The organism is Bombilactobacillus bombi, assembly GCF_013607485.1.
GTDB classification, from domain to species: Bacteria; Bacillota; Bacilli; order Lactobacillales; family Lactobacillaceae; genus Bombilactobacillus; species Bombilactobacillus bombi_A.
This window is the reverse complement of the sequence record NZ_SCHP01000031.1, coordinates 1-14192: the sequence shown is the minus strand read 5'-3', so window position 1 is coordinate 14192 and position 14192 is coordinate 1. Positions and strand designations below refer to the sequence as shown.

Below are 14192 nucleotides of genomic sequence, written 5' to 3'. Positions count from 1 at the left end.
AGGTGGACTAATGGCAATTCAAATTTCTGCGGAATTATTAGAGGGAGTGGTTCTATCAGCCTTAAAACACGATGATTTATATGGATATTCATTAACCCAGCAGGTACAAACGGTATTTGATATTTCAGAATCTACTATTTATCCAGTTCTCCGGCGTTTAAAGAAAAAGCAGTATTTAACTACGTATGATCAGCCCTTTCAAGGACGTAATCGCCGTTATTATCAATTAACTGATTTAGGCCGGCAGCGACTTAAGACAATTATGGCTGAATGGCAAGACTTTTATCAAAAGGTTAACCAGGCTTTAGGGCAGGGGGATGGATAACAAATAGTAGCTTCAATTAATACTGTAGATTATGAAGATTAATAAAGGAGGAAGCTTGATGTTAAAGGTTAAAGATATAGATGTCTTTATTGGTCATAAAAAAATCATTAAAGATGTTTCATTTCAAGTACCAGCAGGTGCGATTGTAGGCTTAGTGGGGCCTAATGGTGCTGGCAAAACCACTATTATGAAGACTATCCTGGGTTTAACCAAATTTAAGGGCAATATTTTAGTGGCCAATCAAACAGTAACTGAAAATAATCATTTAGCCTTAGCAAATGTGGGAGCCTTAATTGAACATCCAGCGATCTATCCTTTTTTAACAGGTCTACAAAATTTGGAATTATACGCTCGTGACAAAGGTGACATGGTTCAATTAACTTCAACTTTAGAGATGGATTCTTATATCAATACCAAGGCCAAGGGTTATTCTTTAGGAATGAAGCAAAAACTGGGTATTGCGATTGCTTTGCTTAATCAGCCCCAACTAGTGATTCTTGATGAACCGATGAACGGCCTAGATATCGAAGCCACCATTAGCGTACGCAAATTAATCAAACACTATGCTGAACAGGGAACCGCTTTTCTTATTTCAAGTCACGTTTTAAGTGAGCTGCAGAAGGTAATGAACCAAGTGGTGCTGATTAATGCAGGTAAAATCATTATCAACCAATCAACTGCTGAATTTAATCGGGTCAGTCGGCAAAACTATAAGGTAATCACAGAAGACAACCCATGTGCAATGCAAATTTTGCAAAAGCAGAAGATTTCTTTTACCCCTAAGGATGACTACCTGGTTGTGCGCCAAAAGGATATCTTTACTATTCAGGATGAATTATTTAAGAATAGATTACACCTGCAGGAAATGTTGCCATTGGAAGCTAACTTTGAGAATATTATCGTCAATATTTTAGACCGAGAAAGAGGTAAGAACGATGCGCACTAGTCTCAAAGAAGAAATCTTTAAGTTTTATCATCAAAAAATTGCCTTATATGGGTTAGTGACCATGCTGCTCTTAATGATTTACAGTGTATTAACGAAAAATATTACCAAGAGTATGTTAGCCGTTGGCTTTGGGTCCATCGAATGGATCCCCATTATTCTAATTGCCGTCGGTTCAGCTTTCTTTGCTATGGAATATACTAACAATACTATCATCATGTTGATGTATAAGCATTCCAGTAAAATTAAGATTTATCTGGCCAAATTCCTAGTTGTTGTAATCTATGGTCTCATTTTGACAGTGGTCGCTATTTTATTTACTTTAGTATTGAAGCTGCTTCTTGTACCTGGTGAATTCAGCTGGAGTGCTAACTTTCAAGAACATGCACTATGGGTAGACCTGCTGCTAAACATGGCGGGTGTCGTCATCTATTCTTTATTTATTGTTGGACTGTCATTCATGCTGATTATGCTGGTTAAAGTCAATGCAGTTGTAATCTGCGTGGGACTATCTTTGGCCTTTTTTGGTGCTAGTTTTTCCAGTGGCTTGATGACAGCTCTGCCATCACTGATTGGACTCACCAAGTGGAACCCACTTAGTCTAATTTTTATCTCTCAGCAGCTAACTAGAAGCTCGATTAGTCTCAAGTCTAACCTAACTGATGTGCAGTTGGTGGTGGCCACAATTATTTACAGTATCTTCTTTGCAGTCCTGGGGTACTATTTGTTCAAGCATCGCCGGGTTTAGACGACAGAAGGGAGCGTTAAAAATATGCTCTACAGTATTAAACAAGAATTTTATAAGTTGAACCACAAAAAAATTGCATGGATTGCGCCAATTATCTTGCTTGCGCTAATGATCTTAGCAGGATATTCGTTGAGTGCTGAAGAAAATAAGCTCTTGCTTGCGCTTTGTTTTGATGCACCCGATTGGATTATGTTCATTTTAGTAGTGGTCGGCGCTACCACTTTTTCCATGGAATTTCAAAACAATGCTATCTTAACCTTGCTTTATAAGGCTGCTAACAAGGTTAATGTCTATTTGTCAAAGTACATTGTTCTGTTTATCTATGACGTCTTTTTACATCTTTTGGCACTTATCTATACTGTGTTTTTGCATTATACCTTATTTAGGACAAACGTAAAGTGGACAGCGACTTACTTATACGGCCAGCCTGTTTGGAAAAACATGTTGCAGGCAACAACGATTGATCTGGTAACTACGATGTTAGTTATTACGCTGATATTCTTATTGTCATGCTTGATTAATAACAATGCAATTGTAGTTACTGTTGGCTTTCTGTTGGTTTTCATGGGGCAAGCTGTTTCCAGTGATTTGTTAAATTCGAATAGGTTTATCAATTTGATGAAATGGAATCCGCTGAACATGATGGAATTGACTAGACAGTTTTGTAATTACTCGATGTATGTTCAAACAACTCATCTGAATAATAGTCAAATTCTTAATGGCTCACTAGGATATATTGCCGTCTTCTTTATCCTTGGATACTTGGTATTTCGCCAGAAACGTTTTTAAAAACAATAATAATAAATAAACATTACTGTTGACCAATCAGATTTAAGGTTAGCATGTTTAGATTAGGAGTAAGCAATGAAAAAATATTTTTGGACTATTTTATCAGTAATACTAATAGGTATTATGGCAGTAGGAATTGCTGGTTTTACAAATCAAAAACATTTAAAAGCTGAGCAGAGTCCTTTAGGTCAGCGTTTGACCAAAAAGCAATTTCAAAAATACCCTGCCTACCAAGTGGGACAGAAATTTAAATTTATTAATTTATCCGTAGATCAAGCGGATATCACTGTGCAAACAGGAGATAAATATCAAGTGCAAGTGCAAAACAATGCCTCTAAACCGATTGTAGTCAAAAAATATCAACAGAATTTAGTTATTCGGCAATGGACACAGCATCATGCACATTCGATACCAGCTCATAGTGCAAGGATTGTTATTACAGTCCCAAATAAAGCGGCTCTAAAAGCTGTCAAATTAACCTTAGATAGCGGTAACTTGGTGTTCAAAAATCTACAATTGACCCAATCTAGTTATGCAGCAACAGATTCAGGCCATATCGCCATGCAAAACTGTGACTTACAAAAAATTCGTTTAGCCTTTGATACTGGAAAAGTTACCCTTGATAAATGTAAATTAAGACATTTAACCATGGCTTGTGATGAAGGTGACGTCAAAATTAAGCAAAGTCAATTATTAGGTAAAAGTCGGATTGTCAGCGACGATTTACAGCTGAGTTTGCAAGATGTTAACAAGGATTTAAGTTACCACTTTATAGGCAGCGATATTTCTGGTTCTTATTATGGTAAAGATATTGATGGTGATAAACATTTCAGTCATTACAAAAACAGCAAAAATAGTCTCCATATAGTCGGTGATGATTTACATTTAACAGTGAAATAGAGGCATAACATGAAGAGCAAAATAATTATTGTTAATAATGTTACTCAAAAATTTTCTTTGGGTGCAAAAAAAGTTACGCAAGTTTTGAAGGGAATTTCATTATCAGCTTCTACCCAAGAATTTCTTAGTATTGTAGGACCATCAGGCAGTGGAAAATCAACATTATTAAATTGTATGTCTGGCTTAACGCAACCGACTAGTGGTCAAGTTTTAATTAATGGTGTTAATCCTTATCATTTGCGACCATCTCGATTAGCACAAATGCGTCGCCAAGAGATTGGTTTTATCTTTCAATCTTATAATTTGATTCCTGCTCTACCAGTGTTTGAAAATATTGTACTGCCTTTACGTTTAGCTGGTAAAAAAATTAAACGCCGAGTAGTGCGACAATTATTAGACCAAATGAATTTTGCTGCTGACTTAAACAGTTTTGTCACCAATTTATCTGGAGGTGAGAAGCAAAAAGTAGCAATTGCTCGTGTCTTATTAACACAGGCAAAGATTATTTTTGCAGATGAACCAACAGGAGCGGTAGATTCAGTTTCCAAAGAAATTATCTTTCAATTATTACGCAAATTAGCAGATGATGGTGCTTGTGTAGTGATGGTAACTCATGATATTGACCTAGCCACTAGAACTGATCGAACTATTACTTTAAAAGATGGTATTATTCAACAAGACTTGAAAAAACCAACCGCACAGCAGTTATTGACAGCAATGGAAATGAGATGAAATGATGTTAGTTTTAATTTGGTGGCAATTTAAACATTCTTGGAAAAAGTGGCTAGGAACTTTATTTGTTTTTATAACTGCAGGATTGTTTTTAGGTTTTACTGCAATTGGAAGCTTTTCGACAATTCAGGAACATTTGAATTATGGAAATTTCAATCCGGTGGAATTATTTCTGATGCCTACTATCTTTGGTGTAGTAACGTTGATTCTTATTATCAAAGGTATGACTCGCTTGTTAATTAATAGTTTTAAAAAAGAATATTCTCTATGGGCAGTTTTGGGTGCTAATCCTAGCCAATTAGCTAGAATAATTAGTAGTCAAATGGTACTTATTAGTATAGTAGGGGGAGCTTTCGGGTATCTTTGCTCTTATCCAGTTGTAGTTCATTTATATTCATGGGTACGGACTTCGCCGGGAATGCAGCAATTTCCTTCTATGGCATTTCATTTTTCAACTTTATCTTTATTGATAACTTTATTAAGTATTGGAACAATTAGTGGCATAATGAGCTTTTTTGCAGCACATAAAATTTTTTACTCAGCCCAAAATCAGAGCCAGCATTGGTCTAATTTAAGAAAATGGGGCATGTCACCAATTAAATGGATAGTAAGTTTAATTAGTTTGGGTGGGTTGATATATCTTTATCACTTGTTTTTTATCCAACCCCAGGCTTTACGGCTGTTATTAGGATCAAACAAGGCATCACTAGCAAGTTTATATACACCTTTATTTTTAGGAATGACGTTCGTAACTATTATTCTTTTTAGTTTGACAGCCTCATTTAGTTTGCCTTTTTTAACAAAATTAATTAGTAAATTGTTTATGAAACAACCCTTAAAAACATTTACAACTGCTTATTGGAATGTTCTAAGTAAAAATGATTTTTTGAGGTCAGTTATTGTACCATTATTTATTTTGTCATTGTTATGTTCATTTTTTGCTTATTTGGCAATTGATTTAGCCGGTATTGCCTCTAGACGTAGTCTAAGAGGTTTATTAGGTACTTTAGCTATTTTTTTAGGAGCTCCTTTTTTAGTAATTCTTGCAAATGCAATTTCAATTACTGTTATTTCAAGTGCAGAACGTAATTCCAATCTTCATCAGTTACAGATGTTAGGTTTTTCTTTAAAAGACTTACTATGCGAAAAATATTGGGAAGCGAGTTTATACGCACTTTTGATTTTTGCAGTAGGAGTGGTTAATAACATCTTTTTATTTAAGGCAATTATTAGAGCAGCTCAGAATACGGGAGTTGTTGTAAGAGATAATTGGGGCTCAATTTTTATTTTGCCAATGTTATGTGGATTTTTAGCATTTTTATTTGTGGCTGTTATCGATATACTACATATCTATCATGTCAATCAATGAGGGCAAACTAGTCAGAAAATATTAGTTTTGATTTAAATTTATTAATTGATTGATAATAAACTTCTAAATCATGATATTTTTCATTGTGAAAAATATCCTTGGCTAAGGTTCATTTGTGCTGAAAGCCCAAGTGTTGAGGCATTTTTTGACTCTTAAAATTAGTTGCTTCAGTATAACAGCTACAATATGTACAAAAAAGTGATTGGGACAATTATCATCCCAATCACTTTTTAAGTTCCCTGTGTTTCTAATTGCAACGGGTCTAGGTTTTATTCCGTTTTATTAGGATCAGCGTCTGCACTAATCACAATTTTATCATCTTGAATATCAGCTTTTAGATGCTGACTATCTGGATGATCTAAATAGTAATCAGCTACCTTATCTTCAATTTGATCTTGAATTACCCGCCGTAATGGACGTGCTCCCATACTTGGATTATAACCTAAATCAACAATCTTTTCTTTAGCAGCAGGAGTAACGGTGATATCTAAGTTTTGATCAGCAATCATCTTATTGGTATCATCAATCATGAGGTCAACAATTTTTAATAAACTATCTTTTTCTAATGGCTTGAATTCGATAATGCCATCGAAACGGTTCAAGAATTCTGGCTTAAAGAAATTACCCAATTTATCAATAACTGAGTTCGTTGTGCCACTAGCCTCGGCACCAAAGCCCACACTAGCTTCTGTTGTGCCTTGACCAGCATTAGAAGTCATAATAATAATAGTATCTTTGAAGCTGACAGTTCGACCTTGTGAATCGGTTAAACGACCATCATCCATAATCTGAAGGAACATATGCATTACATCAGGATGAGCTTTTTCAATTTCATCCAGCAGAATTAAGCTGTAAGGATGACGCCGAACTTTTTCAGTTAATTGACCAGCTTCTTCATAACCAACATACCCTGGAGGAGAACCAATTAATTTAGAGACGCTGTGTTTTTCCATGTATTCCGACATGTCAAAACGAATCATGGCATCCTTGCTGCCAAATAATTGCCGCGCTAATTGTTTAGCTAGTTCAGTTTTACCTACACCAGTTGGTCCCACAAAGAGGAAGGAACCAATTGGGCGGCCAGTTTTATTAAAGCCCACCCGATTGCGACGAATTGCTCGACTGACTTGTTGAACGGCATTTTCTTGACCGATAACATGAGCTTCTAAAGCTGGAGTTAGATTCCGCAATTGTTCTTGTTCTTGGGACTTCAATTCACCGACTGGGATATTAGTTTTTTCTTCAACAATTTTTTCGATATCTTTTTCAGTTACGGTTGGTTCTTTTTCAGTATCGACTTTGTTGTCACGCATTGCTTCAAATTTCTTAACTTGATCACGATAAAAAGCGGCTTTTTCGTAATCTTCTTGTTTGAGAGCAGCTTGCTTTTGTGATTCCGCTTCATCAATTTTCTTTTGTACATCTTTAGGATCGATAGGATTCAAGGTTAAATTCTTACGAGAACCAGATTCATCCAATAAATCAATGGCTTTATCAGGTAAGAAACGATCTTGAATGTAGCGGTTAGACAAAGTTGCAGCTGCTTCAATGGCATCAGCAGTATATTTAACATGGTGATAATTTTCATATTTAGGCTGAATACCCTTGAGAATTTCCAAAGTCTGCTCGACACTAGGTTCATTGACTTCTACTGGCTGCAATCTACGGGCAAGGGCAGAGTCTTTTTCGATTTGACGATATTCATTAAAGGTAGTTGCACCAACTAGTTGCAATTCACCCCGAGCTAAGGCTGGCTTTAAGACATTACCAGCATCCATACCGCCTTCGGCATTACCAGCACCAACAATTTCATGAATTTCATCAATGAATAAGATAATATTCTTATTTTGATGTAGTTCCTTAATTAATTGTTGCATACGTTGTTCAAATTGTCCTCGCACACCAGTTCCTTGAACTAGGGACACTACATCTAAACGTATAACACGTTTATTTTGTAATTTTTCCGGAACTTGGCTATCAACAATCTTTTGAGCCAAACCTTCAACAACCGCTGTTTTACCGACACCAGCTTCACCAATTAAAACAGGATTATTTTTAGTTCTGCGATTTAAAATTTCAATAACACGAGAAATTTCTTGATCACGGCCAATTACGGGGTCAATTTTACCAGCTTTTGCTTGGGCGGTTAAATCCACACCGTACTGGTCTAAGATACCATTGCCGCCTCGACGATGGCCACCGCCTTGAGCCGTTTGACTGGGAACTTCTTGCCCACGCCTCAAAGCTGCTTGCTGAGGATCAATTGAGCCAAAAAGCTCACTTAAATCACCGAATCCGAAGGGATCATTGTACATCATTGAGTTGGCGCCTTGGCCTTGTTGTTCTCTTAATTTTTGATAACAGTTTTGGCAGAGATTAACTTCTGCGCGTCGACCGTTAACACTAGTATAGAGATGGATAGTTGCTTCATTTTTATGACAATTTTGACAAAGCATTAACACGATTCCACCTTTCTTTTTCTAAATTAGTAAGTTGATTACATGGGAAAATACGACTGTGAGGAATGTAAATTAGAATAAATGTAAAATCACAGTTTCATCAAGTAATTGGCTTACTTGTGAATCATGCAGAGTACTAATCATTTAGTACAATTGTTATTATACGATTAGCACTCGATACATGCAAGTGCTAAGTACTGAATTTTTTATTAAATATTTCTGCTCCTGCAAAATTAGCTGAAATATAATATAATAGTAGAAAACGAATTAGGAGTTGAGGCGATGGATTTTACAACGAAGCTGCAAGAACTAATTGCTGGTAAAATTGAACAAATCACTGTGAATGAAGCGGATTTTTTCGCTTTCAATCAAGCCTGGCTGGCCTGTCCCCAACACAAACAAATTGTCGGAACTGCTTTCCATGATGGAAAAATTATCTATCACTTTTCTGAAAACGGAAACACCTAGAAGGATGTAGGAATCTTTAAAGTTTTTTTATCTAAAAACTTGCCATGTTTTTTGAATAATGGTAATGTTAAATTTGATGTTAAGTTAATCTTTTCATTAAAGTATGAAAATTATTTTTATTTAAAGTGAGGTTTTTAAAATGGAAAAGAAAGATTTTCATGTAATCGCAGAAACAGGAATACATGCACGTCCAGCAACAATGTTAGTTCAAACTGCTAGCAAATTCAGTTCTGATATTAACTTAGAATATTCTGGCAAAACTGTTAACTTAAAATCAATTATGGGTGTTATGTCTCTTGGTGTTGGTCAAGGTGCTGATGTAACCATTACTGCTGATGGCGATGATGCTAGTGATGCAATGGCTGCAATTTCAGAAACCATGACAAAGGAAGGTCTTTCAGAATAATGACTAAAACCTTAAAGGGAATTGCTGCAAGTGACGGATTTGCAACAGCGCCGGCATATTTATTAGTTGAACCTGATCTTTCCTTTAAGAAATCTTCAGTAAACGATGTCGACGCCGAAATTCAACGCTTACAAAAAGCAATTAAAAAGTCTGATGATGAATTAACTACAATTCGTGATATTGCACAAAAATCTTTAGGTGAAGAAGAAGCACAAGTTTTTGATGCTCATAAGATGATTTTGGCAGATCCAGAATTTACTGGCGAAGTTGAAAAACAAATCCAAGAGCAAAAAATCAATGCTGAACAAGCTCTTAAAGAAGTTGCAGATAAGTTTGTGGCAATGTTTGAAGCTATGACTGATAATAAATATATGCAAGAGCGGGCTGCGGATGTTCGTGATGTTACTAAACGGATTATGAGCCACTTATTAGGAGTGGAATTGCCAAATCCCGCTTTGATTGATCATGAGGTTATTATTGTGGCTCATGATTTGACTCCTAGTGATACAGCGCAACTCAATAAGAAATACGTCAAAGCATTTGTGACTGATGTTGGTGGACGGACAGCGCACTCGGCTATTATGGCACGTTCGTTAGAAATTCCTGCTATTGTAGGTACTGATACTGTCACTCAAGACGTTCAAGCTGGTGAAACTCTAATCATTGATGGTGTTGATGGTGAAGCTGTTATTGAACCTAGTTCGAGTGATATTGAACACTACCAAAAGTTAGCTCAAGAATATGCTGCTCAAAAAGCTGAATGGGCTAAACTAAAAGATGCGGCAACTGTAACAGCTGATGGCAAACATTTTGACATTGCTGCTAATATTGGTACCCCAAAAGATTTAGCAGGAGTCACTGCTAATGGTGCTGAAGCTATTGGTTTATATCGGACGGAATTCTTATATATGGATTCTGCTGAATTGCCAACAGAAGAAGACCAATTCCAAGCTTACAAAGAAGTTTTGGAAGGTATGAAGGGCAAACCAGTAGTTGTTCGGACGATGGATATTGGTGGCGACAAGCATTTACCATATCTACCTTTACCAGAAGAAATGAACCCCTTCTTGGGCTATCGGGCAATTCGAATTAGCTTAGATCGGCAAGATATTTTCCGGACACAGCTTCGGGCGTTGTTACGTGCTTCTGCTTTTGGTAAATTAAGGATTATGTTCCCAATGATTGGGACATTGCAAGAATTTCGTCAAGCAAAAGCAATTTTGCTGGAAGAAATGGACAAGCTTAAGGAACAAGGAATTGATTATGATGTCAATGTTCAAGTTGGTATCATGATGGAAGTTCCAGCAGCAGCAGTGCTAGCAGATCAATTTGCTAAAGAAGTTGATTTCTTTAGTATTGGGACAAATGACTTAATTCAATATACAATGGCAGCTGACCGTGGTAACGATCGCGTTTCTTATTTGTATCAGCCTTACAATCCTTCAATTTTGCGCTTGATTAAGCATGTGATTGATTCAGCTCATCAAGAAGGTAAATGGGTTGGTATGTGTGGTGAAGCTGCTGGAGATCCTGTAATGGCACCATTATTAATGGGTATGGGCTTAGATGAATATTCGATGAGTGCTACCTCAATTTTGAAGGTGCGTTCTTTGATGAAACATCTAAGCACAGAAGAATTAAAACCACTAGTTGATCAAGCTTTAAATGTTTCTTTAACTAATGATGATAATAAAAAATTAGTCAGTGAGTTTATAGCTCAGCATAAACATTAATGCTAGGCTGTTATTTACGATCAATCCGTAAGGGAATTAACCTTTACGGTTTTTTTATTATCAAGTATTAGGGGCAATTTATGAGGTCTAAGGATTGACATTCTATGTTTACAATTGTAAATTTAAGTTAATCTTATAGTTAAAAGAGGTGTAATTTATGGAAGAAATTTCCAATGCCGAATGGGAAGTTATGCGGGTAGTCTGGACATTGAAACAAGCAACCGCTCAAGAAATCATTGCCAATTTACAACAATATCATTGGCGTCCAGCGACGATCAAGACTCTCATTGGCCGCTTGATAAAAAAGAATTGTTTGGCTGCTCATCGCCAACAGCGGCCTTTTGTTTATTATCCCCTGGTTAAAGAGGAAGCTACCATGAATCATGCCGCCGATGCTTTATTTAGCCACTTGTGTGCCATGAAAAGGGGGCAAACTTTGTTCAATTTATTAGAACAGACACCTCTAACACAAAGTGATATTCAAAAAATCCAGACACTCTTGGAGTATAAGGCTCAGCATGCTCCTACTCAGATTGCCTGCAATTGTTTGTTAGGAGGAGAGCAGTGTTGAATAATCAAGAACATATGTCTATGAATTCATCGTCACAGCATCATTCAATGATGCATGGTGGTCAAATGATGGATATGGGAAATTTAAAACAAAAATTTTGGACTTCGTTAATTTTGGCCGTTCCGATTCTTTTTCTAGCGCCAGCAATGGGAAAAAGCTTACCCTTTCAATTTCAGTTTCCGGGTTCTGAAATTGTTGTTGTGATTTTTGCCACAGCGCTATTCTTTTATGGAGGCGCAATCTTTTTAAAGGGAGCAGTGGCAGAATTAAAAAATCATCATCCTGAAATGATGACCTTAATTTCTTTGGGTATTACCACGGCTTATGTTTATAGTATATATGCTTTTATTCAAAGGGATGTACTGCACAATACCAATATTGAAATGGATTTCTTTTGGGAATTGGCGACATTGATTTTAATTATGCTGTTAGGCCATTGGCTAGAGATGAAATCATTGATGTCGGCACAAAATTCATTGACAGACTTGGCCTCATTATTGCCCGATAAGGTGCATCTACAAAAAGGCGAAAAAATTCAAGAGGTCGACTTAAATAAGGTGAAAATTGGTGATCGCTTTGTAGTACGGGCAGGCGAAGCTGTGCCCCTAGATGGTACCATAATTTCCGGAAGCAGTACTCTTAATGAGTCGTTAGTAACTGGAGAAAGCCGTACTGTGGCTAAAACAGTCGCCGATGCGGTGATTGGGGGCGCAATTAATGGCGATCAGACCCTCGTGGTTCAAGCAACCCAAAGCGTTAAAAGCGGTTTTTTGGCTAATATTTTACATTTAGTTCATAATGCGCAGTCGCAAAAATCGCGCCTAGAAACCTTAGCTGATCGTGTTTCCGGATGGCTGTTTTATGCGGCTGTGGTTATTGGAATTATAACTTTTATTGTATGGACTAGTTTGATTGATTTAACTACCGGACTGCAGCGATTGGTAACAGTCTTAGTAATTGCTTGTCCTCATGCGTTGGGTTTAGCAATTCCATTAGTTAATACGCGCAGTATGTCTTTAAGTTCTCAAAATGGGCTCTTAATTCGTAATCGGAAAGTCATTGATATTAGCCCGAAAATTGATTATGTATTATTGGATAAAACTGGCACTTTAACAGCGGGCAATTTTCAAGTCCAACAATGTCGTTCTTTGGTTAAGGATTTAAGTGACCAGGATGTTCGACAAATTATAGGTTCATTGGAACAAGATTCTAATCATCCTATTGCGCAAAGTGTTCAGCAGTATCTTCAAGACCAAAAAATTACGCCTTTACCAGCAAAACAGGTAACGACGATTACTGGCCAAGGAATCAAAGGCATAGTCAAAGATGAAGAATATCAATTGTTAAATCGTCAAGCCGTAGCAGCTAAAGACATTAAACTTCCAGATCCTTTGACAATGCCCTTGACAACTAGTTATTTAGTCAAAAATCAACAGGTATGTGGTTATTTAAGTGTTGGCGACCAACTCAAGCCCACAGCACAACAATTAATTACCCAGTTAAAGCAGCAGAATATTACTCCCATCATGCTTACCGGAGATAATCAAGCTGTCGCTGCCGAAGTGGCTAGCCAATTAGGCATTGATGATTTTAAGGCACAATTATTACCTCAAGATAAACAAACTGAAATTTTAAAATTGCAGGCCCAAGGTCATAAAGTCATGATGGTTGGTGACGGAATCAATGATGCTCCTAGTTTAGCACAAGCTGACATTGGTGTCGCTATCGGTGCCGGAACTGATATTGCGATGGATGCTGCTGATGTTATTTTAGTTGATAGCGAACCTTTAGACATCATAAAATTTTTACATTTAGCCAAAAACACCCATCGCAAAACAATCCAAAATCTCTGGTGGGGAGCCGGCTATAATATTGTAGCTTTACCATTAGCCAGTGGCTTATTTGCTTTTGCAGGCATCATTTTAAATCCCGCAGTTGGAGCCATTTTGATGACTTTATCCACAATTATTGTGGCTGTAAATGCCTCTTTACTCAAGATTTAATTTCATTATCTAAGTGATAATGAATCACCGCTGCTTGCAGTTGTTCAACAGTTAATAAGAGTATATCGGCTACTTTTTCTAAAATACTCTTATCTGCAGTTAATAATAATACTTGCTGATAATTAGTGCGTTGATATAGGCTAGCTTGGCTAGGCAGTCGGCTTTGTTGGCTAATCAACAGCTTTTGATTGTCCAGATTTAAATTTAAATAAATTAAATAAAATTCGTTTTTCATTATTGGAAGATGTGGTGCTTGTTTAATAAGTTTCCAACAGCTAGCAGCTTGTAGCTGCGGGGATTGATTAAATTGTAGTAAAACATAGTCTTGGTGATGTTGAATATTATAAGCAAAAAGACTATTTTGATTAATATAAGAACGCAAAAATTCTTTAGTACCCAAATTAATGATTAAATCAAACATAATTAAGCTCCTAATGAGGTGAATTCGATGAAATTAACAGTTTTAGGTTATTATGGCGGCTATTCATATCGCGGTCAAGGTACTAGTGGTTATTTATTACAAGACCAGGGCTTTAATCTCTTATTAGATTGCGGCAGTGGGGTATTAAACAGCTTAGAAAGTGTTTTGGATCCGTTACAATTAGATGCGGTCTTATTAACCCACTATCACCATGATCATACGGCAGATTTAGGTGTACTGCAATATTATTGGCAGCTCAAAAGCGGCTCCAAAAAACATTTAGAGCTGCCGATTTATGGTCATACACAAGATCCTGTCTCTTATA

General features: G+C 36.7%; 15 protein-coding genes. 13 read left to right on the top strand and 2 right to left on the bottom strand.

Annotated elements, in window-relative coordinates:
* Positions 1 to 10 precede the first annotated feature (10 nt).
* From EQ827_RS06300 to EQ827_RS06270, 7 genes are all read left to right on the top strand, one after another.
* Positions 11 to 325, top strand: coding sequence for a PadR family transcriptional regulator (locus EQ827_RS06300; RefSeq protein ID WP_181190143.1), 315 nt, complete (start codon positions 11 to 13; stop codon positions 323 to 325).
* Positions 326 to 383: 58 nt separating this feature from the next.
* The gene (locus tag EQ827_RS06295; RefSeq protein ID WP_181190142.1) at positions 384 to 1271 is read left to right on the top strand and encodes an ABC transporter ATP-binding protein; all 888 of its coding nucleotides are present in this window, start codon (positions 384 to 386) and stop codon (positions 1269 to 1271) included.
* Positions 1261 to 2016 carry an ABC transporter permease gene (locus tag EQ827_RS06290; protein WP_181190141.1) on the top strand — a complete coding sequence of 252 codons (756 nt, stop codon included), beginning with the start codon at positions 1261 to 1263 and terminating at the stop codon, positions 2014 to 2016. Before EQ827_RS06295 ends, EQ827_RS06290 begins: the two co-directional genes overlap by 11 nt.
* A gap of 24 nt (positions 2017 to 2040) precedes the next feature.
* The gene (locus EQ827_RS06285) at positions 2041 to 2805 is read left to right on the top strand and encodes an ABC transporter permease (protein WP_181190140.1); all 765 of its coding nucleotides are present in this window, start codon (positions 2041 to 2043) and stop codon (positions 2803 to 2805) included.
* A gap of 75 nt (positions 2806 to 2880) precedes the next feature.
* Positions 2881 to 3705: a DUF4097 family beta strand repeat-containing protein gene (locus EQ827_RS06280; RefSeq protein WP_181190139.1), complete on the top strand. Its 825-nt coding sequence runs from the start codon at positions 2881 to 2883 to the stop codon at positions 3703 to 3705.
* Between the two features lie 9 nt (positions 3706 to 3714).
* Positions 3715 to 4437: an ABC transporter ATP-binding protein gene (locus tag EQ827_RS06275; RefSeq protein WP_181190138.1), complete on the top strand. Its 723-nt coding sequence runs from the start codon at positions 3715 to 3717 to the stop codon at positions 4435 to 4437.
* 4 nt (positions 4438 to 4441) lie between these two features.
* Positions 4442 to 5806 (top strand): FtsX-like permease family protein, encoded by a 1365-nt coding sequence (locus tag EQ827_RS06270; RefSeq protein WP_181190137.1) that lies wholly within the window; start codon positions 4442 to 4444, stop codon positions 5804 to 5806.
* 269 nt (positions 5807 to 6075) lie between these two features.
* Here EQ827_RS06270 and EQ827_RS06265 read toward each other — a convergent pair whose 3' ends face one another.
* Positions 6076 to 8262, bottom strand: coding sequence for an ATP-dependent Clp protease ATP-binding subunit (locus EQ827_RS06265; protein ID WP_181190136.1), 2187 nt, complete (start codon positions 8260 to 8262; stop codon positions 6076 to 6078).
* A gap of 285 nt (positions 8263 to 8547) precedes the next feature.
* Here EQ827_RS06265 and EQ827_RS06260 point away from each other — a divergent pair, with 285 nt between their 5' ends.
* From EQ827_RS06260 to EQ827_RS06240, 5 genes are all read left to right on the top strand, one after another.
* Positions 8548 to 8733: a hypothetical protein gene (locus EQ827_RS06260; protein WP_181190135.1), complete on the top strand. Its 186-nt coding sequence runs from the start codon at positions 8548 to 8550 to the stop codon at positions 8731 to 8733.
* Positions 8734 to 8872: 139 nt separating this feature from the next.
* Entirely contained in the window at positions 8873 to 9139 is a 267-nt protein-coding gene (locus EQ827_RS06255; protein WP_181190134.1) for a phosphocarrier protein HPr, read from the top strand.
* Positions 9139 to 10872 carry a phosphoenolpyruvate--protein phosphotransferase gene (ptsP, locus tag EQ827_RS06250; RefSeq protein ID WP_181190133.1) on the top strand — a complete coding sequence of 578 codons (1734 nt, stop codon included), beginning with the start codon at positions 9139 to 9141 and terminating at the stop codon, positions 10870 to 10872. The genes EQ827_RS06255 and ptsP overlap by 1 nt, the downstream gene beginning before the upstream one ends.
* A gap of 157 nt (positions 10873 to 11029) precedes the next feature.
* Positions 11030 to 11443, top strand: a complete 414-nt coding sequence (locus tag EQ827_RS06245) for a CopY/TcrY family copper transport repressor (RefSeq protein WP_181190132.1) — start codon at positions 11030 to 11032, stop codon at positions 11441 to 11443.
* Positions 11440 to 13446, top strand: coding sequence for a copper-translocating P-type ATPase (locus EQ827_RS06240; protein ID WP_258231809.1), 2007 nt, complete (start codon positions 11440 to 11442; stop codon positions 13444 to 13446). The genes EQ827_RS06245 and EQ827_RS06240 overlap by 4 nt, the downstream gene beginning before the upstream one ends.
* On the opposite strand, the gene EQ827_RS06235 is transcribed toward EQ827_RS06240, so the two are convergent.
* Positions 13436 to 13867: a hypothetical protein gene (locus EQ827_RS06235; RefSeq protein ID WP_181190131.1), complete on the bottom strand. Its 432-nt coding sequence runs from the start codon at positions 13865 to 13867 to the stop codon at positions 13436 to 13438. The genes EQ827_RS06240 and EQ827_RS06235 overlap by 11 nt on opposite strands.
* A gap of 27 nt (positions 13868 to 13894) precedes the next feature.
* Between EQ827_RS06235 and EQ827_RS06230 the strand changes: the two genes are divergently transcribed.
* Positions 13895 to 14192: MBL fold metallo-hydrolase (locus EQ827_RS06230; RefSeq protein WP_181190130.1), on the top strand; the 298-nt coding region annotated here is incomplete at its 3' end.